This is a genomic window from Paraburkholderia acidiphila, from assembly GCF_009789655.1.
In the GTDB taxonomy this organism is placed as follows: Bacteria; Pseudomonadota; Gammaproteobacteria; order Burkholderiales; family Burkholderiaceae; genus Paraburkholderia; species Paraburkholderia acidiphila.
In genome coordinates this window covers 1,788,694-1,811,164 of the sequence record NZ_CP046910.1, presented here as the reverse complement: position 1 = coordinate 1,811,164, position 22,471 = coordinate 1,788,694, and the positions used below count along the sequence as shown (strand labels likewise).

The 22,471-nt window shown below is 67.0% G+C and carries 18 protein-coding genes and 1 pseudogene; 14 read left to right on the top strand and 5 right to left on the bottom strand.

Features of this window, described 5'->3' with window-relative positions; all coding sequences use genetic code 11:
* Window positions 1–10: 10 nt before the first annotated feature.
* The 6 genes from FAZ97_RS22560 to FAZ97_RS22535 all read left to right on the top strand — a co-directional run bounded on the left by FAZ97_RS22560 (window position 11) and on the right by FAZ97_RS22535 (window position 5,499).
* Window positions 11–343, top strand: coding sequence for a UxaA family hydrolase (locus FAZ97_RS22560; protein ID WP_158760616.1), 333 nt, complete (start codon window positions 11–13; stop codon window positions 341–343).
* Between the two features lie 23 nt (window positions 344–366).
* The gene (locus FAZ97_RS22555; RefSeq protein ID WP_158760615.1) at window positions 367–1,671 is read left to right on the top strand and encodes a UxaA family hydrolase; all 1,305 of its coding nucleotides are present in this window, start codon (window positions 367–369) and stop codon (window positions 1,669–1,671) included.
* Window positions 1,672–1,740: 69 nt separating this feature from the next.
* Entirely contained in the window at window positions 1,741–2,778 is a 1,038-nt protein-coding gene (locus FAZ97_RS22550; protein WP_158760614.1) for an aldo/keto reductase, read from the top strand.
* 3 nt (window positions 2,779–2,781) lie between these two features.
* Window positions 2,782–3,681 carry an amidohydrolase family protein gene (locus FAZ97_RS22545; RefSeq protein ID WP_158760613.1) on the top strand — a complete coding sequence of 300 codons (900 nt, stop codon included), beginning with the start codon at window positions 2,782–2,784 and terminating at the stop codon, window positions 3,679–3,681.
* A gap of 156 nt (window positions 3,682–3,837) precedes the next feature.
* Window positions 3,838–4,581: an SDR family oxidoreductase gene (locus tag FAZ97_RS22540; RefSeq protein WP_158760612.1), complete on the top strand. Its 744-nt coding sequence runs from the start codon at window positions 3,838–3,840 to the stop codon at window positions 4,579–4,581.
* Window positions 4,582–4,650: 69 nt separating this feature from the next.
* Window positions 4,651–5,499, top strand: a complete 849-nt coding sequence (locus tag FAZ97_RS22535) for an ureidoglycolate lyase (protein ID WP_028202870.1) — start codon at window positions 4,651–4,653, stop codon at window positions 5,497–5,499.
* 100 nt (window positions 5,500–5,599) lie between these two features.
* Here the strand turns inward: FAZ97_RS22535 and FAZ97_RS22530 are convergent, their stop codons facing one another.
* Window positions 5,600–6,034, bottom strand: a complete 435-nt coding sequence (locus tag FAZ97_RS22530; protein WP_158760611.1) for a PaaI family thioesterase — start codon at window positions 6,032–6,034, stop codon at window positions 5,600–5,602.
* Window positions 6,035–6,311: 277 nt separating this feature from the next.
* Here FAZ97_RS22530 and FAZ97_RS22525 point away from each other — a divergent pair, with 277 nt between their 5' ends.
* Window positions 6,312–7,871: a methyl-accepting chemotaxis protein gene (locus tag FAZ97_RS22525; RefSeq protein WP_158760610.1), complete on the top strand. Its 1,560-nt coding sequence runs from the start codon at window positions 6,312–6,314 to the stop codon at window positions 7,869–7,871.
* Between the two features lie 82 nt (window positions 7,872–7,953).
* Here FAZ97_RS22525 and FAZ97_RS22520 read toward each other — a convergent pair.
* A pseudogene (locus tag FAZ97_RS22520) lies at window positions 7,954–9,040 on the bottom strand (AGE family epimerase/isomerase).
* A 137-nt stretch (window positions 9,041–9,177) separates the two neighbouring features.
* Here FAZ97_RS22520 and FAZ97_RS22515 point away from each other — a divergent pair.
* The 5 genes from FAZ97_RS22515 (at window position 9,178) to FAZ97_RS22500 (ending at window position 12,526) form a co-directional block, all read left to right on the top strand.
* Window positions 9,178–9,864: an MgtC/SapB family protein gene (locus FAZ97_RS22515; RefSeq protein WP_158760609.1), complete on the top strand. Its 687-nt coding sequence runs from the start codon at window positions 9,178–9,180 to the stop codon at window positions 9,862–9,864.
* Window positions 9,865–10,350: 486 nt separating this feature from the next.
* Window positions 10,351–10,932, top strand: a complete 582-nt coding sequence (locus FAZ97_RS22510; RefSeq protein ID WP_158760608.1) for a hypothetical protein — start codon at window positions 10,351–10,353, stop codon at window positions 10,930–10,932.
* Between the two features lie 200 nt (window positions 10,933–11,132).
* Window positions 11,133–11,288: a hypothetical protein gene (locus tag FAZ97_RS35260; RefSeq protein ID WP_199272121.1), complete on the top strand. Its 156-nt coding sequence runs from the start codon at window positions 11,133–11,135 to the stop codon at window positions 11,286–11,288.
* A 214-nt stretch (window positions 11,289–11,502) separates the two neighbouring features.
* Window positions 11,503–12,117 (top strand): flavin reductase family protein, encoded by a 615-nt coding sequence (locus tag FAZ97_RS22505; RefSeq protein WP_158760607.1) that lies wholly within the window; start codon window positions 11,503–11,505, stop codon window positions 12,115–12,117.
* A 112-nt stretch (window positions 12,118–12,229) separates the two neighbouring features.
* On the top strand, window positions 12,230–12,526 hold the full coding sequence (locus tag FAZ97_RS22500) for a hypothetical protein (RefSeq protein WP_158760606.1): 297 nt from the start codon (window positions 12,230–12,232) through the stop codon (window positions 12,524–12,526).
* On the opposite strand, the gene FAZ97_RS22495 is transcribed toward FAZ97_RS22500, so the two are convergent.
* The gene (locus tag FAZ97_RS22495) at window positions 12,527–13,699 is read right to left on the bottom strand and encodes a porin (RefSeq protein WP_158760605.1); all 1,173 of its coding nucleotides are present in this window, start codon (window positions 13,697–13,699) and stop codon (window positions 12,527–12,529) included. It abuts the gene before it with no gap.
* Window positions 13,700–13,979: 280 nt separating this feature from the next.
* Between FAZ97_RS22495 and FAZ97_RS22490 the strand changes: the two genes are divergently transcribed.
* Window positions 13,980–16,514: a penicillin-binding protein 1A gene (locus FAZ97_RS22490; RefSeq protein WP_158760604.1), complete on the top strand. Its 2,535-nt coding sequence runs from the start codon at window positions 13,980–13,982 to the stop codon at window positions 16,512–16,514.
* Between the two features lie 213 nt (window positions 16,515–16,727).
* A complete protein-coding gene (locus FAZ97_RS22485) occupies window positions 16,728–17,612 on the top strand; it encodes a peptidylprolyl isomerase (RefSeq protein ID WP_158760603.1) in 885 nt (294 codons plus the stop codon).
* A gap of 117 nt (window positions 17,613–17,729) precedes the next feature.
* Here the strand turns inward: FAZ97_RS22485 and FAZ97_RS22480 are convergent, their stop codons facing one another.
* Together FAZ97_RS22480 and FAZ97_RS22475 are read right to left on the bottom strand one after the other, a co-directional pair.
* On the bottom strand, window positions 17,730–19,730 hold the full coding sequence (locus tag FAZ97_RS22480; RefSeq protein ID WP_158760602.1) for a methyl-accepting chemotaxis protein: 2,001 nt from the start codon (window positions 19,728–19,730) through the stop codon (window positions 17,730–17,732).
* A gap of 266 nt (window positions 19,731–19,996) precedes the next feature.
* Complete coding sequence (locus tag FAZ97_RS22475) at window positions 19,997–22,465, bottom strand: heavy metal translocating P-type ATPase (RefSeq protein ID WP_158760601.1); 2,469 nt, start codon at window positions 22,463–22,465, stop codon at window positions 19,997–19,999.
* Window positions 22,466–22,471: the final 6 nt, after the last annotated feature.

The window sequence follows — 22,471 nt, the reverse complement described above, 5'->3', positions numbered from 1 at the left end:
GAGACTCTCTGTGAACAGCAACGCACTCCATACGGACGCCCGCCTCATCCTGCTCGCGCCTGAGGACAACTGCCTGATCGCGGCAGCGCGCTTGACGCAGGGCGAGACGGTCGAGATAGAAGGCGAGCGCGTGACGCTCGCGAAGACGATCGAACTCGGTCACAAGGTGGCGCGCCGCGCGCTTGCGAAAGATGAGAAAGTGCTGCGCTACGGCGCGCGCATCGGCCACGTGAACGAACCGGTGGCGCGTGGCGAGCATCTGCACACGCACAACCTGGAAAGCGATTATCTGCCGACCTATACGCACGACGCAGGGCACGAGTTCGTGCCGCATCAGTCGTGACTCCCGAGAGCAGGATTCAAGTTATGAGCGATAGCAACGTCACTCCCTCACAAGCCGCCGCGCCCATGCTCGAAGGTTGGCTGCGCAACGATGGCCGCAAGGGCATTCGCAACGTGGTTGCGGTGGCCTATCTGGTGGAATGCGCACACCATGTGGCGCAGGAAATCGTCGCGCAGTTTCGCGAGCCGTTTGGTGCCTTCGACGATCCTGGCGCACGACACGAGCCGCCTGTGCACCTCATCGGCTTTCCCGGCTGCTACCCGAACAGCTACGCCGAGAAGATGATGAGGCAGCTCACCACGCATCCGAATGTGGGCGCGGTACTGTTCGTTTCGCTCGGCTGCGAGAGCATGAACAAGCACTATCTCGTGGAGCAGGTTCGCGCGAGCGGCCGCCCCGTAGAAGTCCTGACGATTCAGGAAAAGGGCGGCACGCGCAGCACGATCCAGTACGGCCTCGACTGGGTGCGCGGCGCGCGCGCCCAGCTCGCCGCGCAGAAGAAGGTGTCGATGCGTCTCGACGAACTCGTGGTCGGCACGATTTGCGGCGGCTCGGACGGCACAAGTGGCATTACCGCGAACCCGGCCGTGGGCCGCGCCTTCGATCAGCTGATCGCGGCGGGGGCGGCGTGCATCTTCGAGGAAACGGGCGAGCTGGTGGGCTGCGAATTCCACATGAAGAGCCGGGCCGCCAGGCCCGAACTGGGCGAGGAGATCGTGGCGTGCGTGGCCAAGGCGGCGCGCTATTACTCGATTCTCGGCCACGGTTCGTTCGCCGTCGGCAACGCGGACGGCGGGCTCACCACGCAGGAAGAGAAGTCGCTCGGCGCATATGCGAAGAGCGGCGCCTCGCCGATCGTCGGCATCGTGAAACCCGGCGACGTACCGCCCACGGGCGGGCTCTATCTGCTCGATGTGGTGCCCGACGGCGAACCGCGCTTCGGCTTTCCGAATATCAGCGACAATGCGGAAATCGCGGAGCTGATCGCATGCGGCGCGCATGTGATCCTGTTCACGACGGGGCGCGGGTCGGTGGTGGGTTCGGCGCTTGCGCCCGTTATCAAGGTGTGCGCAAACCCGCAGACCTACCGCAACCTTGCCGGCGACATGGACGTGGACGCGGGCCGCATTCTGGAAGGCCGCGCAACGCTCGACGAAGTGGGGCGCGAAGTGTTCGACCGCACGCTGGCGGTGGCGGGCGGCGAGCGCTCGAAGTCGGAAGGGCTCGGGCACCAGGAGTTTATCCTGACGTACAAGACCTTCGAGCCAGTCGGTCCCGCATGCCTGCCCGCCCGTGCGCGTGTGCAGATTGTCGAAGCCGTGAACTGAAACGTGCTCTCAGACTTGCAGTTAAACCGTTTTGTTGTTGGCACAACCATCTCCCGGAGGTGACGAGCCATGGCGCAAGAACAGCATCCCAAGGTGGCGCACACGCGCCGTATCGGCCGCACGGCGCTCGAAGTGAGCGCGTTGGGTCTAGGCACCGCGCCGCTCGGCGGCCTGTATCGCGACTTGACCGAGGAAGAAGCGCAGGCCACCGTCGACGCCGCGTGGCAAGGCGGCATCCGCTTTTTCGACACCGCGCCGCACTATGGGCACACCAAGGCCGAGCACCGGCTGGGCGCGGCGTTGCGCCGCTATCCGCGTAACGAGTTCGTGATTTCGACGAAAGTGGGCCGCCACTTCGTGCCGCGCACGCACCCGTACGACGGCAGCGAGGGCTGGCAAAACCCGCTGCCTTTCGAGGCGATCTTCGACTACACGCGCGACGGCATTCTGCGTTCGTTCGAGGACAGCCAGCAGCGGCTCGGCATGCCCGAGATCGATATCCTGCTCGTGCACGATATCGGCCGCTACACGCACGGCGAGCGCAACGAGCACTACTGGCGGCAACTGAGCGACAGCGGCTTCAAGGCGCTCGACGAATTGCGCAAGGCGGGCGCGATCAAGGCGATTGGCTTCGGTGTGAACGAACGCGAAGTGATACTCGAGGCGATGCAGGAATTCGATATCGACTGCGCGCTGCTGGCGGGCCGCTATACGCTGCTCGAACAGGCGCCGCTCGACGACCTGCTGCCGGAATGCGAGAAGAAGGGCGTGAGTATTCTGCTGGGCGGCGCGTTCAATTCGGGCATTCTCGCGCACGGCCTGCTTGGCGAACTCAAGTTCAACTACGCCGATGCGCCGCAGGCAGTGGTCGAACGCGTGGCGCGGCTCGAAACGATCTGCCGGACCTACGATGCGCCGCTCGCGGCGGCGGCGCTGCAGTTTCCCTATGCGCATCCGGCCGTGGCGACGGTGCTCAACGGCGCGCGCAGCCCCCAGGAAGTGCGTGAGAACGTGGCCTCGTTCGAAACGAAGTTGCCCCGCGAGTTGTGGCTCGCGCTGCGCGACAAGGGTCTTCTCGATCCGCGCGCGCCGCTTCCGCAGGCCTGAATCATGGCTACGATCGAACGGATCGACGCCCATCAACACTATTGGGACCCTGCGCGCGGCGACTACGGCTGGCTCACGCCTTCGATGACCGCGCTGTATCGAACGTTCGGCCCCGCCGATCTCGCGCTGCTGCTCGTGTCGTGCGGCGTGGCGCGCACGGTGGTCGTGCAGGCCGCGCCCACCGTCGAAGAAACGCGCTGGCTGCTCGATCTCGCGCGCAATGAGCCCTCGATTGCGGGTGTGGTCGGCTGGGTGCCGCTCGATGACCCGCACGTAGCCACGCTGATCGCCGAGCTTGCGCGCGAGCCGAAACTGCGCGGCGTGCGGCCCATGCTTCAGGACTTGCCCGACGACGACTGGATCGCAACAGCCGATACCGCGCGCGGTGTAGAAGCGCTCATCGCGCACGATCTCGCCTTCGATGCGCTCGTTTTCACGCGTCACGCGCAAGCGCTCGCCACGTTCCTCGCGCGCCATCCGGCGCTGCGGGTGGTGATCGATCACGGCGCGAAGCCGCCCATCGCGGCTGGCGGCGCCAGCGGCTTCGCAGCGTGGTCGCAGGCCATCACGCGTTTTGCGCAGTTCCCACAAGTGCACTGCAAGCTCTCGGGTCTCGCGACCGAAGCCGCGCCTGGCTGGGACGATGCCACGCTGGCGCCCTGGGTCGCGCATCTGCTCGCGTCGTTCGGCCCGCAACGCCTCATGTGGGGCAGCGACTGGCCGGTGCTGAACCTCAATGGCGACTACGAACGCTGGTACGCCAGCGCGCAACAACTCACGAAGACACTTTCCGCAGACGAGCGCGCCGCCGTATTTGGCGGCAACGCCGCGGCTTTCTATCGGCTTAACGCCGGACTGAACACCGGACCCGAGACCGGGTTTGGGGCCGGTCCAGCCGGTTAGACAACGTCCGCAGAACGCCACGAGGCGCGCTTGCGTCGCCATAATGGCCGTTTGCGTCATCCGACTTCTTACCGCGATTTCATCGCTCGATCGCGGCGCGAGCGCCTCCTGCAGTGTCGGGTCACGCGCGTGCCGTGCTTCCAACCGGAGTGGCAGATGGTACAAAGACTGGCCGGCAAGACGGCCTTGATCACCGCGGCGGGCCAGGGCATCGGCTACGCGGCCGCCGAATTGTTTGCGCGCGAAGGCGCACGCGTGATCGCCACGGACCTGCGCATCGACGCGCTTTCGGCGCTGCCGGTCGAGGCGCGCAAGCTCGACGTGCTCGACGGCGCAGCCATCACGGCGCTCGCGCAGGAACTGGGCACGGTCGACGTGCTGTTCAACTGCGCGGGCTTCGTGCACGCGGGCTCGATTCTGGAAGCGAGCGAGGAAGATTGGGACTTCGCGTTCGATCTGAACGCGAAGGCGATGTACCGGACCATCCGCGCGTTCCTGCCGGGCATGCTGGCAAAGGGTGCCGGGTCGATTATTAACATGTCGTCGGCGGCGTCGAGCGTGAAGGGCGTGCCCAACCGCTTTGTGTACGGCGCCTCGAAGGCCGCTGTGATAGGGTTGACGAAGGCTGTGGCCGCGGACTTCGTGACGCGCGGCATCCGCTGCAACGCGATCTGCCCGGGCACGGTGTCGTCGCCGTCGCTGGAAGAGCGCATCGCCGCGCAAGCAGCGGCGCAGGGCACGAGCGTCGAGGCGGCGCGCGCCGCATTCGTCGCGCGCCAGCCGATGGGGCGCGTGGGCAAGCCCGAGGAAATCGCCGCGCTTGCGCTCTACCTTGCCTCCGACGAATCGGGATTCACGACCGGCCAGGCACATGTGATCGACGGCGGATGGTCTAACTAGTTAGCCCCAAAATTCTCCCCAGGCGATGCTGACCGACAGCAGCGCACAGACACACGAGGAACACAGACGATGAAACTGCTTCGCTATGGCCCGAAGGGTCACGAAAAACCGGGCCTGCTCGACGCCGAAGGCCGCATTCGCGCGCTCTCGGGCAACGTGGCCGACATTGCGGGCGACGTGCTCTCCGACGCCGGCCTCGCGCAACTGCGCACGATCGACCCGGAAACGCTCCCGCTCGTCGAAGGCAATCCGCGTATCGGGCCCTGCGTGGGCCATATCGGCAAGATGGTCTGCATCGGCCTGAACTACGCCGATCACGCCGCCGAGTCGGGCATGCCGGTGCCGAGCGAGCCGGTCGTCTTCAACAAGTGGACGAGCGCCATCGTCGGCCCGAACGACGACATCGAGATCCCGCGCGGCTCGAAGAAGACCGACTGGGAAGTGGAACTGGGCGTGGTGATCGGCAAGCACGCGAAGAACGTGAGCGAGGCGGATGCGCTCAACTACGTGGCGGGCTACTGCGTGATCAACGACGTGTCCGAGCGCGAATGGCAGATCGAGCGCGGCGGCCAGTGGGACAAAGGCAAGGGCTTCGACACCTTCGGCCCGACCGGCCCGTGGCTCGTCACGCGCGACGAAGTGGCCGATCCGCAGAACCTCTCCATGTGGCTCGAGGTGGACGGCCATCGTTACCAAAACGGTAGCACGCGCACGATGATCTTCACGGTCGCGAAGCTGGTTTCGTATCTCTCCGAGTGCATGAGCCTGCAGCCGGGCGACGTGATCTCCACCGGCACGCCGCCGGGCGTGGGCATGGGCGTGAAGCCGAACCCCGTGTTCCTGAAGGCGGGGCAGACGGTGCGTCTGGGCATCGAGGGTCTCGGCGAGCAGCAGCAGAAGACGCGCGCGGCTGAGTAAGCGCGGCTGAAGCACGAAAAAGCGCGCGAGCGGAGGCGGGGCAGACCCGCTTCACCTCGCGCGTTTCGTTTTACGGCGCTGGCCTTTCCTTTCAGTTTGCCTAACTTTTCTCTTCCGCCCCACCGCCTTCCGGCAAGCGGTTCACCGTCCCCTGCGCGAGCGCCACGAGCTTTTCGTCGCCGTTTTCCATCACGTAGACGCTGCACTGGCAAGTGGCCTGGTGCCGACCCGCATGCACCACGCGGGCCCGCGCCATCAGCGTGCCCTTGAGTGCCGGGCGCAGATAGTTGATCTTGTATTCCCCCGTCACCACCCGCGGCCCGAGCGCCAGCGCCCCGACGAAGGTCAGCGCGTTGTCGGCGAGATAGCTGATCACCCCGCCGTGCACGAAGCCGTGCTGTTGCTTGAGCTCGTCGCGTATCGGCAGCCGCAGCGTCAGCTCGTCGGCCCCCACGTGCGTCAGTTCGGTTCCGAGCAGCACGCTGAACGGTTGGGCATGCAAAGCGCCGCGTGCGCGATCCACAAGATCTGTCATCGTGGCATTCCCTGGGTCTATCCCCGAGTGGTTTCCTAACCACTCTAGGAAGCATCGGCGTCGAGTCAAGGTGAATCGAATCGGGCCGGCTTTATTGTTGCGAGAAATGCGTGGAATGGCCGTGCAACCATTGCTGAAATGATTCGTTGCGCATTTTGAGCCGTTTTTTCACCGTTTAGGGCTCAAAAACAGGGTTTGCGTGGCCGTAAACGCAGTGCGGGCCCGAGCGATCACATGCTTGCGCCTCACTCATCCACTGCCATCCCAGGTGTCCCCGATGTTCAGCAAGATCAAGGTCGCATCCGGCCTGTTGTGTGTCCTCGTCGCGTTCTGTGTACTGCAGCTCGTGACCGCAGGACTTGGTTACTGGTCGCTCACGCGCACGCACGACGACGTGGCCGACCTCTCGAAAGTGGCGTTGCGACAAGCCAGTGCCGCCAATGTCATCACCCAGCAGTTGATGGACGCCCGTATCAATCTCTCGCGTGCGGGCACACGCATGGTCCGTGGCGGCACCGTGCCGACCGACATGGTCAATCACGCACGCGACCAGCTCGCCGCCGCCGACACCACGTTTGCGGCGCTCATGGCCGTCCCGCCGATCAACGACGACAACCGCGCGCGCGTCGCGGCGCTCGGCGAGCGCTACCAGGTGTACCGCAAGGCGCTGGGCGAGCTGATCGACGACCTCAACGGCAACAATCTGCAAGCCTTCCTCGACCAGCCGACGCAGTCTTACCAGGACGCCTATCTCGCGGAGCTGCATTCCTTCGTGCAATTCAGCTCCGCGGCGAGCCGCGCATCGCTCGACTCGATCGATTCGCGCCTCGCGCTCTTCCAGGGCGTGGGCATCTTCATCGTGCTTCTGCTGGTCGCGCTCGTGAGCGCCGTGCACTTCGCGCTGCGGCGCGGCGTAGTGGAGCCGCTCGAGGAAGCGGGCCGCCATTTCGACCGTATCGCGCGCGGGCGTCTGGACGAGCGCATCGCCGCGCGCGGCGAGAACGAGATCGGCCGGCTGTTCCAGGGCCTGGCGCTGATGCAGGCCAGCCTCGCTCGTACGGTCCACACCGTGCGCGAAACGGCGGGCTCCATCAACGTAGGCGCCGACGAGATCGCCACCGGCAACGCCGATCTTTCGGCGCGCACCGAATCGCAGGCGGCGTCGCTGGAGGAAACGGCGGCCAGCATGGAGGAATTGACGGGCACCGTGCGCAACACGGCCGAGAACGCGCGCGAGGCGAACGCGCTGGCGGAGGCCGCACTCGACGCGACCGCGCGCGGCGGCGCCGTGGTGGGCGAGGTGGTCGAGCGCATGCGCGGCATTGCGCAAAGTTCGGACAAGATCGCGGAGATCATCGGCGTGATCGACGGCATCGCGTTCCAGACCAACATCCTCGCGCTCAACGCGGCGGTGGAAGCGGCGCGCGCGGGTGAGCAGGGCCGCGGCTTCGCGGTCGTGGCGGGCGAGGTGCGCGGGCTCGCGCAGCGCAGCGCGCAGTCGGCCAAGGAGATCAAGACGCTGATCAGCGAGTCGGTTTCGCAGATTCGCGGCGGCTCGGAGCTGGTGGAGCGCGCGGGCGAGTCGATGCGCGAGGTGTCGAATTCGATCTCGCGGGCCACGCAGATGATGGCGGGTATCAGCGCCTCGTCGCTCGAACAGAGCACGGGCATTGATCAGGTGAATCAGGCCGTCTCGCAGATGGACCAGATGACCCAGCAGAACGCGGCGCTCGTCGAGGAGGCCGCGGCTGCCGCGGCTTCGCTGCATCAGCAGACGCGCCAGCTTTCCGAGGCGGTGGCGGCGTTCGAGATTTCGCCGGCCGTGCTGGCGGACTGATCGGTCCAGACGGTTTTAGCACAGCGGCGGCGGGCTTGCGCCCGCCTGCCGTGGCGTTTCGCGCTCTGACGTATCAGATGCCTCAGATGCCCAGGCCCTGGTAAGCGGTCAACAGGTGATACGGCGTCGTGGACGGCATGTCCGCGCGCGCCACGTCCCCGTTCGCGCTACGGCACTCCACCCAGCCCTGCGGCGTGAGAAAGCGCGGCGCGAAGCGCGCGACTTGCGGCGCGAGCGCGGCGCGCACCTCGGCTTTGCCGTGCGTGGCGAGCGCGCGCAAGTATTCCGTTTGCGCCCAGATCCGCTGGGTCGCATCGATCACACGGCCGTGCTCGTCGAGCGCGGCCGCCACGGCTCCCGTTTCCGGGTCCACGCCGTGCTTCTGCGCAAAGGCGAAGGCGCGCGCGAGCGCTTCGTCCAGACCCGACGCGCCCAGCCGCGCGCCCGCACGCGTTGCCAGCCAGAACCATTCGAACTGATGTCCGGGCTCGAGGCGGTTGTCCGCCGCGCCGAGCGGCAATTCGGCTATACAGCCCGTCGGCTCGTGCAGGAAACCGCGCGCAAGCGCCTCGACGAGTTTCGTGATCGCCGTGTCGAACGCGCTGTCCCCGGTCGCTTCGCTCGCGACGAGCCAGGGCTTCGGTCAGGTGCATGAGCGGATTCTGCAGCGGCTCGCCGGTGACGCTCGCAAAGGAAGCGTCGAGCGCGGCGTTGAGCAGGCCGTCGCGCGCGGCGAAGCGGTCGACGATCAGCGAGGACGTTTCGCGCGCGACGTCGAGCGCCTCGCGCACGCCGAAGCGTTGGCCGTACGCTGCGGTTGCGAACACCACGAATGCGTGCGTGTAGAGGTCCTTGGTGGTGTCGAGCGGCGCGCCGGCGGCGTCGACGCTATAGAACCATCCGCCGTGTTTCGGGTCCTGAAAAGTGTGGCGCAGTGTTTCGAACAGCGTTTGCGCGTGCGCGGCGTCGCCGGCCTGCGAGAACACGAAGAGCTGGCGGGCGCACGCCATCGCGCGGTAGCGCGTGACGGGCAGCGGCTTCGCACCGGCCGCATCGAGCGCCTCGTAGGGCAGGCGCAGTTCGGCGTTGAAGCCCGGACCGCGCCACATCGGCAGGACAATGCGGTCGAAATGCTCGCGTAGGCTGGCTGCGCTCGTAGGTGTGTTCATGGCGAAAAGGTGCGGCGGACCGCGTCACTTCAAATGAGCAATGCCGGCGATTGTACGCATTCGCAAAATGCGTGGGCCATTCCCGCTTGCCGCGGGGCGGCCGCGCCCATGACAACCAGGCGAGGAGGGTGATAACAATGATCGGAAACTGGGAACTCGTTTCGCGGCTGGTGCTGGCCGCCCTGCTCGGCAGCGTGATCGGCTTCGAGCGCGAGCGGCTTTCGTGGGCGGCGGGCCTGCGCACGCACATGCTCGTGAGCGTGGGTTCGGCGCTCATCATGCTCGTCTCGGCCTACGGCTTCGCCGATGTGCTCAAGGACGACCACGTCGTGCTCGATCCTTCGCGGATGGCGGCGCAGGTCGTTTCGGGCATCGGCTTTCTCGGCGCGGGCTCGATCCTGCTGCGCGGCGAGATCGTGCGCGGCCTCACGACGGCGGCGAGCCTCTGGTCGGTCGCGGCCGTGGGGCTGGCGGTGGGTGGCGGGCTCTATACGGGCGCGATTGCGGCGACCGTCATCATTCTCATCATCCTCGCGGGCATCAAGCCGCTCGAGCGGCGCTTCATCACGTTCCGGCAGCGCCGCCAGCTCACGCTGCTCGTGAGCCGCGGCGCGCTGACGTTTCACTCGCTGCACGATGCGCTCGGCACGTCGAGCCCGCGCGTGAAGCAGTTCGTCGTGCAGCAGAGCGACGACTCGCCCGAGCTGGACGAAGTGATGATCACGCTCGGCCGCGTGTCGTCGATGGAGTACGAGGCGATTTGCGCGACGCTGCGCCGCTTGCCCGAAGTGAAGGAGTTTCGCGAGGACGGCGTGCGAAGTTGACCTGTGTGGGTTATCCGGTCGATGCCCGCTGGGTAAGTGGGGGAAGAGCATCTGACCACGCGTTCCGGCATGCGACAATGGACGTTCGAACCAGAACACGAGGACGTCGCCAAACGGCCGTGACCGGCCGGCGCGCGACGCGAACCGCATCGCTGACCCATGGCTGATTACGCAGATACCGCATCCTTGAGCTCGTCGCATCCCGAACGCACCGCACCGTGGCAGCCGCGCGCCACACCGGCGGCGTCCAACGTTACTGAATCCCCTGTTGCATCTGAATCCGATGGTTCGCAAGCGCTCGCCGAAGCGGACGCTCCCGTGCGCCAGGGCACGCTGAGCGGCTTCGAAAATCCGGAGCCCGCCCAGGCGGCGGTAGCGCCCGGCGACGAACCAAACGTCGCGAGCCCCGTTGCGGGGGCAACGACTGCGCGCCGTGCGCCACGGGCGAAGCGTGCCGCCGCCCCGGCCGTGGCAGGAGTCGAACCGGTGGTGCCGGACTTTGGTGAAGTGGAGTCCCCGGTTGCTGCTTTCGCCGCGGAACCGTCGTTTGCCGCCGACAGTGCCGAGCGCGTTGAGCCCACTGGGTTCGCGCCCGAAGCCGCTCAGACTGCCGCCGAGCCGAACGCGCTGGCGCAGCGCCTCGACGCGCTTCAGGGTGCGCTCGCCGAGCAGCGCCACATGGCCGCCGCGTCTTCGCGGCAACTCAAGTGGGTGCTCGCCGCCGCCTCAGTGGCGGTGCTGGCATCGGTGGGTTTCGGCGTCGCGCAGTCGGTGCGGCTCGACAGCCTCGCGAACGAATCCCGTGCAGATGAGGCGCGCCTCGAGCAGTTCATCCTGAAGCAGCAGTCCTCGATCGACGATCTGTCGCAGCGCGTTGCCGCGCAAACCGCCGCAGTCACCGCCGCAACCGCGGCCGCTGCTGTTGCCGCGGAGACCCCGGCGGCGGCCCCGGCCCGCCCGGTCGTCAAGGCGTCGCCCGCGAAGGTGGCGCCCACGCCCGCGCGCCGTGCCGCGGCGCATTCCGCGCGTGCGGCTCACGCTAAAAGCGCTCAGAAAACCACCCGCTGAACGCCTTCGCCGCGCGATCACGCCCCTGTATCCGAAATCTCGATGCGTTGTTTTGCTGCAACGCATCGATTACGCGCGACCTCATGCGACGGTGCGCCGCAGGTTTTTTGCTGCGTTGCACTAGCGTTGTCCTAGGGAAAACCCTATAATTCGTTCTGTCTTAGGGAAAACCCTGAACTGCAGCCTAACTGGGAGTCGCCATGAGCTTCATCTTTGCACTGATCCAAAAGGTGAGCGATCTCTTCGCGTCGCCGTATCTGCCGATGGATTCGGAATACTCGTACGAAGCGCGTCACCGCGAAGCTGAGCGCGTTCGCCGCTCGCACTACATGCCGTTCGGCATGCCGCGTGACTGATCGAAGCTGAAGCGCTTCGGGCGGCGCTCGCCATCCAACGCGTTTCTCCGGTCAGACCGCAAGGTCATCAAACAAGGCCGGCTCTCGAAAGAGAGCCGGCCTTGTTGCGTTTCGGGGCGACTGCGAGGCGACGCTGCCTGGCTGGACGTGACGGCAAGCGCGCACGGCTCGTGTCATAGTGATGCGGCTTTGCAAACGCTACGCCTCACACCCTATGTCCAATACCTACTTCTACGACCCCGCCCAGGGCCACGGCCTGCCGCACGACCCGTTCAAGGCGATCGTCGCGCCGCGCATGATCGGCTGGATCTCCAGCCGCGCGAAGAGCGGCGTGCTCAATCTCGCGCCCTACAGTTTCTTCGGCGCGTTCGCCACCTTTCCGCCGATCATCGGGTTCTGCAGCGAAGGCCGCAAAGACAGCATCAGCAACATCGAAGAAACCGGCGAGTTTGTCTGGAACCTCACGTCGAAGGCGCTCGCGCCGCAGATGAACCGCACCTCCGCGCCCGTTGCCGCCGACGTCGACGAATTCGCGCTCGCGGGCCTGACGGCCGCACCGGGCCGCAGCGTCGCGGTGCCGCACGTGGCCGAATCGCCGGCCGCGCTCGAATGCAGGCTGCTGCAGGTCGTGCGGCTCAACACGCTCGACGGCACGCCCATGGACAACTGGCTGGCGCTCGGGCAGGTGGTGGGCGTGCATATTCGCGAGGAGTTTCTGAAGGACGGCCTCTTCGACACGCACGCCGCCCAGCCCGTGATGCGCGCGGGCTATCGCGCCGACTACGCGCAGATCGGCGAGATGTTCCAGATGGTGCGGCCGGGCGCGTAAGCCGCATCGCGCGTGGGCAGGGCGCGGCGTTGCCGCCTCTAGCCCGCCCGCCGATAATGGCGCGACTGAATGGCCCCAACTTAATCGCCCAACAGCGCAAGGGAGGCAATCGATGCAATCTCCGACAGGATCGGTGGTCGCGCTCAGTTCGGCCGCCTCGACGATGTTTTCGATCGGCATGATCGCGCTGGGTTACTGGGGGCTGCACGAGCCCGCCGCCTGGCGCATCGGCGACCGCGTGGTCGTCGGCATCGCGCTCGTGGGCTTCGCGTGCCTCGGCAGCGTGCCGTGGCTCGCCACCTCGCCCGCGAAGCCCAACGACGAATCGCGCTTTCTGATGGCGCGCCGCGCCTTTCTCTGCGGCGCGACGGCCGTGTGGGTGTCGATCGCGCTGTCGCTGGTGTTGTGATTAGAAGCGCGCGCGCAAGCCCACCGTGCCCACCACCTGATTGGCCGTCGAAGAAGCGCCGCCCGCCGTGTTGATGAACGCCACGTAGTTGTGCCCCGTGGCGTGCTGGTACATCGCCTCGCCGTAGAGATCGGTGCGCTTCGAGAGGCGGTACACGACCTGTGCGTCCACCTGGTTCCACTTCGGATCGGCGCCGAACGTGGTCGTGTTGCTCACGTGGCCATCCGTGAAGGTGTAGGCGAGGCCCAGACTCCACGCCGGGTTCAACTGATATTTCCCGTTCACTTCGTAGTTGTTGAAGCTCATGTCGCCGCCCTGCGAGCCGAACGAGCTGGTGCCCGTGTATTCGCTGCGCGTGAACACGAAGCCCGCCGTGGCCGGGCCGAACGTGTAGTTGATGCCGCCGCCGAACGAACGCAGACGGTCCGCGCCGAGCGCGAAGCCGCCCTTGCCGTTGGCCGTCGATTCGGCGAGATCCACCGCGCCCGGGCTGCTCGCCGTGGCGCCCTGGGTGCCGTTCAGTTGCAGATAACCCGCTGCAATAGCGAGCGGCCCATTGGTGTAGCTCGCGCCGAAGCTGTAGGCGCGGTTCACGGCGAAGTCGGTGTTGTTCGAGAACGCGTAGAGCGCGCCGAACTTCAGGCCGCTATATGTGTTGCTCGTGAACTTGACCGCGTTGCTCATGCGCAGCGAGTGGTTCAGGTTGTCGTTGTCGAACGGATGCGCGAAGCCCGTGTCGCCGAAGGTGCCCGCCGTGGCCGAAAGCGGCGCGACGAAATCGACGAGCGAATCGTACTGGCGGCCGAGCGTGAGCGAGCCGAACTGGTCGCTCGCGAGACCCACGTAGGCCTGGCGGCCGAACATGCGGCCATCCTGGCCGAGCTTGCCGTTCTGCACGTTGAAGCCGTTTTCGAGCACGAAGACCGCATGCAGGCCGCCGCCCAGGTCCTCGCTGCCGCGCACGCCGAAGCGGCTGCCGTTCACGTTGCCGCTCGTCGCCTGCCAGAGCGCGCCGCCGGACTTGCCGCTCGCGACGTTGTTCGTGTACATGATGCCGGCGTCGATCAGGCCGTAGAGCGTGACCGAGCTTTGCGCGTGGGCGGCGGGCGAGGCGAGCGTGCCGAGTGCGCCGAGCACGGCGGCAGCGGTGGTGAGCGAGACGGTGTTCTTCATTCGAGGTTCCTGTAGCGTTGTTGTTTCGGGCGGTTTGCAACAGGGACAGGAGTGTAGGGAGTGAAAGGCGCCGGAAAACCGGCTGTGACTGGAGAGGATTCTTCCTCGATCTGGAAGGATGATTTCATCTCCCTGTCATAAATCGACTCAAGGCGGCGTAGGCCTTGCGCCCGGCGCGATGACGGAGCGGCCTTGCGAGTTTGGTACGATTCACGCTTTGCCAGCCGACCCTACCTGCCGCGTGAAGCGTTACGTGCCGTTGATCCGCGATCGAATCGCGATGTCGTTGTCCCGCCTGAAGCCTGCCGCCGCGCGGCTTGGCGGGTTTGTCCGTCCGTTCGCCGTGCGTGCGCTCCACCATCTGCGGCATCCCACGCGGCGCGGCGTGCTCATGGCCATTGGCGCGCTGCCGGCGCTCGTCGTGCTGTACGTGCTCGTGCTGATTCCGTTCACGCCGAGCATTGGCGACATCCGCAAGGCGCGGGTGGACGAGCCGGCCCAGATCCTCTCCGCCGACGGCAAGGTGCTCGCCGAGTTCAAGCCCTCGAACCGCGAATGGGTGCCGCTCGCGCAGATCTCGCCGCACATGGTCGACGCGCTGATATCCACCGAGGATCACCGCTTCTACGAACACCACGGCATCGACTTCAGGCGCACGGCGGGCGCAGCGCTGCACACGTTCTCGGGCGACCGCCAGGGCGGCTCGACCATCACGCAGCAGCTCGCGCGCAATCTTTATCCCGACGAAATCGGCCGCGCACCCACGCTCACGCGCAAGATCAAGGAAGCGATCACGGCGTTCAAGATCGAAGCGGTGTATAGCAAGCAGCAGATTCTCGAGACCTACCTGAACACAGTGCCGTTTCTCTATAACGCCTACGGCATCGAGATGGCGGCGCGCACCTACTTCGGCGTGTCGGCGGATCAGCTCGACGTCCTGCAAGCCGCGACGCTCACGGGCATGCTGAAGGGCAACGCGTACTACAACCCGGTGATCAACCCCGAGCGCGCGCTCGCGCGGCGCAACACCGTGCTCGGCCAGATGGTGAAGTACGGCAAGCTCAGCGAGGCGCAGTACGCCACGCTGTCGAAGAAGCCGCTGCGCCTCGACTTCGAGCGTCAGACCGAGCCGCCCGGCCCCGCGCCGCACTTCGCGCTGCAACTGCGCAAGTGGCTGATTTCGTGGGCCGACCGCAACGACTACAACATCTATTCCGATGGCCTCGTGGTGCGCACCACGATCGATTCGCGCCTCCAGCAGATGGCGACCGCCGCGCTGCGCCAGCACACGAACCAGCTGCAGGGCATCGCGAACGGCGCGTGGAGCGGTCGCAACGACTGCACGGCCAGCAACGACCAGTTCGCGACGTTCATGCGCGAAACGCAGGACTACAAGAGCGCACGCGACACGGGCGCGAGCGACGCCGACGCGCTCAAGCAGCTCGCCGCCGACCGCACCTTCATGCGCAACCTCTGCAAGAGCAAGACTGCGGTGGAGGCGGGCTTCCTCGCCATCGATCCGCGCAACGGGCAGATCAAGGCGTGGGTCGGCAGCCGCGATTTCACCGAGGAACCGTTCGACCACGTGCAGCAGGCGCGCCGTCAGCCGGGCTCGACGTTCAAGCCGTTCGTGTATGGCGCGGCCTACGCGGCGGGCGCGAAGCCGAGCGACACGTTCATCGACCAGCCGGTGGAAATTCCGCTGGCGGGCGGCGAAATCTGGAAGCCGACCGACGACGTGGCGCCGAGCATGCGCCCGATGACGCTGCGCGACGCGATCGCGTTCTCGCGCAACCGCATTACCGCACAGCTGATGCAGACGGTGGGTCCGGACAAGGTCGCGCGTCTCGCGCGCGCGATGGGCGTGCGCGACAGCCAGCTCGACCCGGTGCCTTCGCTTGCGCTCGGCACGAGCCCGGTCACGCTGAAGGAGATGGTCTCCGCCTACAGCACCATCGCCAACGACGGCGTGTATCTCGAACCGCGCATGGTCACGAGCATCGAGGACCACAAGGGCAACGTGCTCGCGCAGTTCGAGAGCGCTTCGCCCGAGCGGGCGCTTTCCGCGGAAGCGGACCGTACTCTGCTCGACACGATGCGCGACGTCGTGAACCGCGGAACCGGTGCGGCCATCCGCACGCGCTTCGGCATTCGCGGCGACGTGGCGGGCAAGACCGGCACGACCCAGGGCAACACGGACGGCTGGTTCATCCTGATGGATCCGCAACTCGTGGCGGGCGCATGGGTGGGCTTCGACGACGGCCGCGTGACGCTCGACGACTACTGGGGGCAGGGCGCGCGCAGCGCACTGCCGATCGTTGGCGACTTCTTCCAGCGTGCGCTGCGCCAGCGCCTCGTCGATCCGCGCGCGCGCTTCGACACCGAAGTGACGCCGGGCGCGTTCGAAACCTTCCGCGAGAAGCTGCGTGCGTGGATGGACCAGCTCGTCGGCACGCACGAAGCGCCGCCTGCGCAAAGCGCGCCGGTGCGGCGCGCGCCGCCGCCGCGCGTGAGCGCTCCGGCGCCTGCCTCGGTGGCTTCGGCGGCGTCGGAGGCGGCGGCGTCGGCGCCTTCAACGATTCCGCCGCCCTCTGGCGCTTCGGCGGCGGCCGCGGAAGCCGCCGCACGCGCGATCATGGGCGTGCCGCCGATCGTCGGGCCGTCCAGCGCACCGCCTGCACAAGCGCCGCAGCCTTCGTATCCGGCGCAGGAACCGGCGCTCGCGCCGACGCCGACTCCCGACGACGCGGAACCCGACACGCCGGGCGCGAGCGCGAGCTATACGCCGCCGCTGGCGCAGCCGCAGGGACAATGAACGTGTTCTCCCGCGCCGCCGCCTGAGCGTGGCGGCGCGGGGGGCGTCTCGCGCTTGACCTGTCGCAAGCTTTCAATCCGGCCCCGCGTCCGTTTGACACTTCCTGACAACAGCACTTCGAGATTCCGCTAGATTCGCGCGGATCAAAGCCTGCCCTGGCGAACGTTGCGCCCGGGCTTTCCGAACACGCTGGAGTCAATAGAAATGTCACGCATGTCCCGATCCATCCGCGCGCTGTGCCTGCTCTCGTTCGCCTCGGTGGCGATGAGCACGCTGGCGCCCACGCTCGTTCACGCAGCCGAAGCGGCAACCCTGCCTTCCGCGGCCGCCGCGCTCCCCGCGGGCGCCGCCGCGCTCGTGAACGGCCAGGTCGTCCCGCAATCCGCGCTCGACACGGCAGTGGGCAACGTGGTCAGCCGCACCGGCGCGCCCGACACGCCGCAACTGCGCGCCGCGCTCAAGGACGACCTGATCGCACGCGAACTGCTGCGCCAGCAGGCCGTGCTCGGACACTACGAGCAGCGCCCCGAGGTCGCGCAATTTCCCGACGCCGAAAAGACCGACGCCGAGATCCGCGCGTGGATTCTGGACAACGTGCACGCGCCGAAGATCACGGACAGTGAAATCAAATCGCGCTACGAATCGGTCATCGCGACGTTCGGCAAGGAAGAGTACAAGCCGGAGGTCATCGCCGTGGCCGACGAGGCAACCGCGAACACCGTGCTTGCGGCGGTGAAGGGCGGCCAGCCGTTCGCCGAACTGGCGCGCCAGTACGGTATCGGCGCGACGAAGGCGACGGGCGGCGAGATGCCGTGGGTGAGCTTCAAGCTGCCGCTTACCGAAGGCAACACGCACGGCGTGCCCTTGCCGCTCGCGCAGGTCATCACGAGTCTCGCGCCCGGCGCAACCGCGCCGCAGCCGCTGCAGGCCGGCGACGGCTGGCTGATCGTGCGCCTCGAAAACAAGCGTCCGATGCAGGTGCCCACGTATGATTCGGCGAAAGAAGACATTCGCCGCCAGTTGCAGGACGAGGCCATGCAGGCCGCACTCGGGCAACGCGTGGCGGAACTGGCGCGCTCGGCGACGATTGTGGAGTGAGACCGCGCGCGGCAACTGCCGCGCAGCTAACGAAAAAGGCAGCGTCCGGGGACGCTGCCTTTTTTGCTTCTTCCTTTATTTTGCACTGCGAAGCATGCCCTGAAGGCGCCGAGCGCGTTACTTGTGCACCTTGAACACGGAAACGAGTTCGGCGAGCGCCGCCGCGTGATCGTTGAGCGCGGCGGCGGCGCGCTCGGCGTCGCCCACGAGCGCGGCGTTCTGCTGCGTCGCCGCGCCGATCTGCGAAACCGCGATGTTCACCTGCTCGATGCCGCCCGACTGTTCGCGCGAGGCCACGCTGATCTCGCCGATGATCGCCCGCACTTCATCCACGCGGGCGACGATGCCGCGCATGGTCGTGCTCGCTTCGCCGGCAATGCGATAGCCCGTCTCGACGGTCGACGACGATTCGGTGATCAGCGCCGAGATTTCCTTCGCCGCCGCTGCGCTGCGCTGCGCGAGCGCGCGCACTTCGCTCGCCACCACCGCGAAGCCCTTGCCGTGCTCGCCCGCGCGCGCGGCTTCCACGGCCGCGTTGAGCGCGAGGATGTTGGTCTGGAATGCGATGCCGTCGATCACGCCGGTGATCTCGGCGATCTTCTGCGACGAGCGGCTGATGTCGTTCATCGTTTCCACGACGCGGCTCACGGCGCGGCCGCCGTCGAGCGCGGCTTCGGCTGCGCTCGTCACCACGCTGTTCGCGCGCGTCGCGTGGTCGGCGTTCTGCTGCACGGTGGAGGTCAACTCTTCCATGCTCGCCGCCGTCTCTTCCAGGCTGCTCGCCTGGCTCGCGATGCGCGAAGCAATCTCGCCGCTGCCTTGTGCGATGCGCGACGTGTCCTCGCTCATTTGCGCCGTGGCGCTGCGCACCTGCGCGACGATCTGCGCGAGGCCCACGCCGATGCCGTCGATGGCGCGCGTGAGCCGGCCGATCTCGTCGGCGCCCACGTTGCCATGTGTCCCGGCTTCACTGCCGATGCCGTGGCTGCCGCCGTTGCCGATGCGCACCGTGAGGTCGCCCGCGGCGAGCTGGCCGGCCGCCTGCGCGGCGGCGTCGAGCGGCTGGCTCACGAGGCGGCGCGCCGCGTAGATCGAAAGCGCCGCGAAAAGCGCGACCAGCACGAGGCCGATCGCCGCGAAGCGGTCGCGCGTGGCGTTCACGTCGGCCATGATCTCGTCGCGCACCGCGACGCCGCCCACGAGCCATTGCCACTGCGGCACGCTGACGAACGAGACGAACTTCGCGCGCGCATCGCGCTCGTCGCGCGTCGAGTCGGCGGAGGTGTAGTCGAGCGTGCCTTCGCGCGCCTCCAGCATGCGCGACCAGGGCCCGTTGGCGTCGTCGTAGTGCTTGCCGACGGCGCCCGGATGCACGATGAAGGTGCCGCGCGCCGGGCCGTTCGAAGCGTCCATCACGAAGTAGTAGCCGCTTTCGCCGATCTTGAGCTTGGCGATCTCGCTCTTGAGCGCGTCGATCTGCGCGCCCACATCCACGCCGACGAAGAGCGCGCCGATCACGTGGCCGCTGGCGTCGAGAATCGGCTTGTACTGCGTGATGTACTGTTTGCCGAACAACTGGGCGAGGCCGGTATAGGTGCGGTTGGCCAGAATCGGGCCGTACGCGGGGCCCTTGCGGTCGAGCAGCGTGCCGATCGCGCGCGATCCATCCTGCTTTTTGAGCGACGTGGTCACGCGCACGAAGTCGTCGCCGCTGCGCGCGAAAATCGTGGCGATTTCGCCGCTGCGCGTGAGGAACTGGTCGGGGACCGTAAAGTCCATGTTCAGCACGTGGTCGCCGGACTTGAAGACCGGCGTGGCATTGCCGCCAATGTCGACCGTTTGCGTGGGATCGAGCGTAAAGGCGCCCGGCAGGAAGCTCTCGAAGAGCTGCATGGCGCGGTCGACTTCCGCGTCGAGCGCGCCGTCGATCAGCGAGATCGACGAGGCAACCGACTGGTCCTTTTCGGTGATGCGCGCGCGCACCTGGTCGCCGACCTGCGTTGCCGCCGAGTGCGTGATCGCCCACGTGAAGGCGGCAAATATTGCCGCGACGAGCACGCACGATAGCAAGGCGAGACGCACGCCGACGCTCGCGCGGCGTGATAAGCGTGAAAGCATGAGTTCGGTTCCGGAATAGAGCTTGTAAGGAAGGAACCTGCGCCTTCGAGGCGCTGGCATGACGCATTACGGCGCGCGCGAACGATCCTTTAGGGTAAGCGCCGAAAACCTTACAATTTCATACGGGATACGAACGACCATGCGATTTTGTGTCGCAAAAAATGGGACAATTCGGATTCCAAAGAGAACACAAGAACGAAGAAAAGGGCGCATGTAGCGCCCTTTCGTTATATTTCGCACGATACGTCGTGCGCTGAATTTCTGCGTTAGCGTTTTGCCCGCCACGTTCTGAGCAGCAGCGCGTTGGTCACGACGCTCACGCTCGAAAACGCCATCGCCGCGCCCGCGAGCATGGGATTGAGCAGGCCGAAGGCGGCGAGCGGAATCCCGATCAGGTTGTAGATGAACGCCCAGAACAGGTTCTGCTGAATCTTGCGCCACGTGCGCCGCGAAATATCGATTGCGGCGGCCACGAGCGCCGGGTCGCCGCGCATGAGCGTGATGCCTGCCGCGTGCATGGCGACGTCGGTGCCCGTGGCCATGGCAATGCCGATGTCGGCGGCGGCGAGCGCGGGGGCGTCGTTGATGCCGTCGCCGGTCATCGCGACGATGCCGCCGCTCTTGATCTTGAGGTCGCGGATCGTGCGCGCCTTGTCGTCGGGCAGCACTTGCGCGTGGACTTCGTCGATGCCGAGCTGCGCGGCCACGGCCGCCGCGCTGCCCGCGTTGTCGCCGGTCACGAGCACGCTGCGGATGCCCATGGCCTTGAGGCTGGCAATGGCCTCGCGCGCCGTGGGCTTCACCGTGTCGCCGAACGCGAGCAACGCGAGGACGCCGCCGTGCGGATCGAACAACCACGACACCGTATTGCCGGCCTCTTCGAGTGAACGCGCACGCGCCGCGAGCGTGGGCGGCACGGCCAGCGCCAGTTCTTCGAGCCAGCGGCCGCTGCCGATTGCGAGGCGCCGCCCATTCACTTCGGCCTCCACGCCGCGTCCCGGCACCGCGCGCGCGTGGGCGGCGGCGGCCCGAGCGGCGCCGCCCTGCGCTTGAGCTTCATACGCCTGCACCACGGCCTTCGCGAGCGGGTGGTCGCTTTGCCGCTGCACGGCGGCGGCGAGCGCGAGCGCCTCATTGCGGTCGAGGCCATCGGCCACATCGAACGCGGTGAGCGAGGGCTGGCCGAGCGTGAGCGTGCCGGTCTTGTCGAAGGCGACCACGCTCACGTTGTGGGCGGTCTCCAATGCTTCGGCATCCTTGATGAGCACGCCGTGGCGCGCGGCCACACCGGTGCCCGCCATGATCGCGGCGGGCGTGGCGAGGCCGAGCGCGCACGGACAGGCGATCACGAGCACGGCTACAGCGTTGAGGATCGCCGTTTCGGCGCTTGCGCCCGCGAACAGCCAGCCGCCCAGCGTGATGGCCGCGATCACAAGAATCGCGGGGACGAACACGGCGCTCACGCGGTCGACGAGACGCTGGATCGGCGCCTTTTCGGCCTGCGCGCTTTCCACGAGGCGGATGATGCGTGCGAGCGTGGTTTCCGCGCCGATGGCCGTGGTGCGCACGGCTATCGCGCCTTCGCCGTTGATCGAGCCCGCGGTGACGGGATCGTCGGGCGCTTTCGGCACCGGCAGGCTTTCGCCCGTGATGAGCGATTCGTCGATGTGGCTGCGGCCTTCGAGCACGACGCCGTCCACGGGCATGCGCTCGCCGGGGCGCACGACCACGATGGTGCCTACGCGCACCTGAGCGAGCGGGACTTCGCGCTCCTCTGCTTGAGCGCCATTTACGCCATCCACACGGATGCGCGCGCGATCGGGCCGCAGCGCGTTGAGGGCGCGGATCGCGTCGGTGGTCTGCCGCTTCGCGCGCGCCTCGAGCCATTTGCCGAAGCGCACGAGCGTGATGACGACCGCCGAGGCCTCGAAATACAGATGCGCCATGTCGCCGGGATGCATGAGCATCGCGTAGACGCTCACGCCATACGCGGCCGAGGTGCCCAGCGCGACCAGCAGATCCATGTTGCCCGCGCCCGCGCGCACCGCTTTCCAGGCGGCGCGGTAGAAGCGCGCGCCGAACACGAACTGCACGACGCTCGCGAGCGCGAGCTGCACGGCTGCGGGCAGCATCCAGTCGAGGCCGAGCCAGTGGCCGAACATCGGCAGCACGAGCGGGGCCGTGAGCACGGCCGAAACCAGCACGGCACGCCATTCGCGGCGTGCTTCGTCGCTGGCGGCGGCGCTTTTCGCCGGGGTGGCGTCTACGTCGGCGGCGAGCGGCGTGGCTTCATAGCCAGCCTTCTTGACGGCCGCGACGAGCTGGTCCTGCAGTTCGCCCGTGAGCGGCGAGCGTGTGTTGACGGTGGCCTGCTCGGTGGCGAGGTTCACGCTCACGCCGGCTACGCCCGGCACGCGCGCGAGCGCCTTCTCGACGCGGTTCGCGCACGACGCGCAAGTCATCCCGCCGATGGCGAGCGTGGCGGTTTCCGTGGCGACGGGTACGGCTTCGTAGCCGGCCTTTTCGACGGCGGCGACGAGCGCGGCGGGCGCGACGCCGCCGCTGGCCTCGACAGTGGCTTTTTCGGTGGCGAGGTTGACCGAGGCGCGCGTGACGCCGGGTACTTTGGCGAGCGCCTTTTCGACGCGCATGGCGCACGAGGCGCACGTCATGCCGTGGATCTCGAGTTCGGCCACGGCGGTATCGGCGCGCTCTGCAACGAGGGGTTCGTTCATGGTGAT

Bases quoted from the DNA above. Each gene is read 5' to 3' on its own strand.
- FAZ97_RS22555 (WP_158760615.1), top strand. From the start codon at position 367: ATGAGCGATAGCAACGTCACTCCCTCACAAGCCGCCGCGCCCATGCTC.
- FAZ97_RS22550 (WP_158760614.1), top strand. From the start codon at position 1,741: ATGGCGCAAGAACAGCATCCCAAGGTGGCGCACACGCGCCGTATCGGC.
- FAZ97_RS22545 (WP_158760613.1), top strand. From the start codon at position 2,782: ATGGCTACGATCGAACGGATCGACGCCCATCAACACTATTGGGACCCT.
- FAZ97_RS22540 (WP_158760612.1), top strand. From the start codon at position 3,838: ATGGTACAAAGACTGGCCGGCAAGACGGCCTTGATCACCGCGGCGGGC.
- FAZ97_RS22535 (WP_028202870.1), top strand. From the start codon at position 4,651: ATGAAACTGCTTCGCTATGGCCCGAAGGGTCACGAAAAACCGGGCCTG.
- FAZ97_RS22530 (WP_158760611.1), bottom strand. From the start codon at position 6,034: ATGACAGATCTTGTGGATCGCGCACGCGGCGCTTTGCATGCCCAACCG.
- FAZ97_RS22525 (WP_158760610.1), top strand. From the start codon at position 6,312: ATGTTCAGCAAGATCAAGGTCGCATCCGGCCTGTTGTGTGTCCTCGTC.
- FAZ97_RS22515 (WP_158760609.1), top strand. From the start codon at position 9,178: ATGATCGGAAACTGGGAACTCGTTTCGCGGCTGGTGCTGGCCGCCCTG.
- FAZ97_RS35260 (WP_199272121.1), top strand. From the start codon at position 11,133: ATGAGCTTCATCTTTGCACTGATCCAAAAGGTGAGCGATCTCTTCGCG.
- FAZ97_RS22505 (WP_158760607.1), top strand. From the start codon at position 11,503: ATGTCCAATACCTACTTCTACGACCCCGCCCAGGGCCACGGCCTGCCG.
- FAZ97_RS22500 (WP_158760606.1), top strand. From the start codon at position 12,230: ATGCAATCTCCGACAGGATCGGTGGTCGCGCTCAGTTCGGCCGCCTCG.
- FAZ97_RS22495 (WP_158760605.1), bottom strand. From the start codon at position 13,699: ATGAAGAACACCGTCTCGCTCACCACCGCTGCCGCCGTGCTCGGCGCA.
- FAZ97_RS22490 (WP_158760604.1), top strand. From the start codon at position 13,980: ATGTCGTTGTCCCGCCTGAAGCCTGCCGCCGCGCGGCTTGGCGGGTTT.
- FAZ97_RS22485 (WP_158760603.1), top strand. From the start codon at position 16,728: ATGTCCCGATCCATCCGCGCGCTGTGCCTGCTCTCGTTCGCCTCGGTG.
- FAZ97_RS22480 (WP_158760602.1), bottom strand. From the start codon at position 19,730: ATGCTTTCACGCTTATCACGCCGCGCGAGCGTCGGCGTGCGTCTCGCC.
- FAZ97_RS22475 (WP_158760601.1), bottom strand. From the start codon at position 22,465: ATGAACGAACCCCTCGTTGCAGAGCGCGCCGATACCGCCGTGGCCGAA.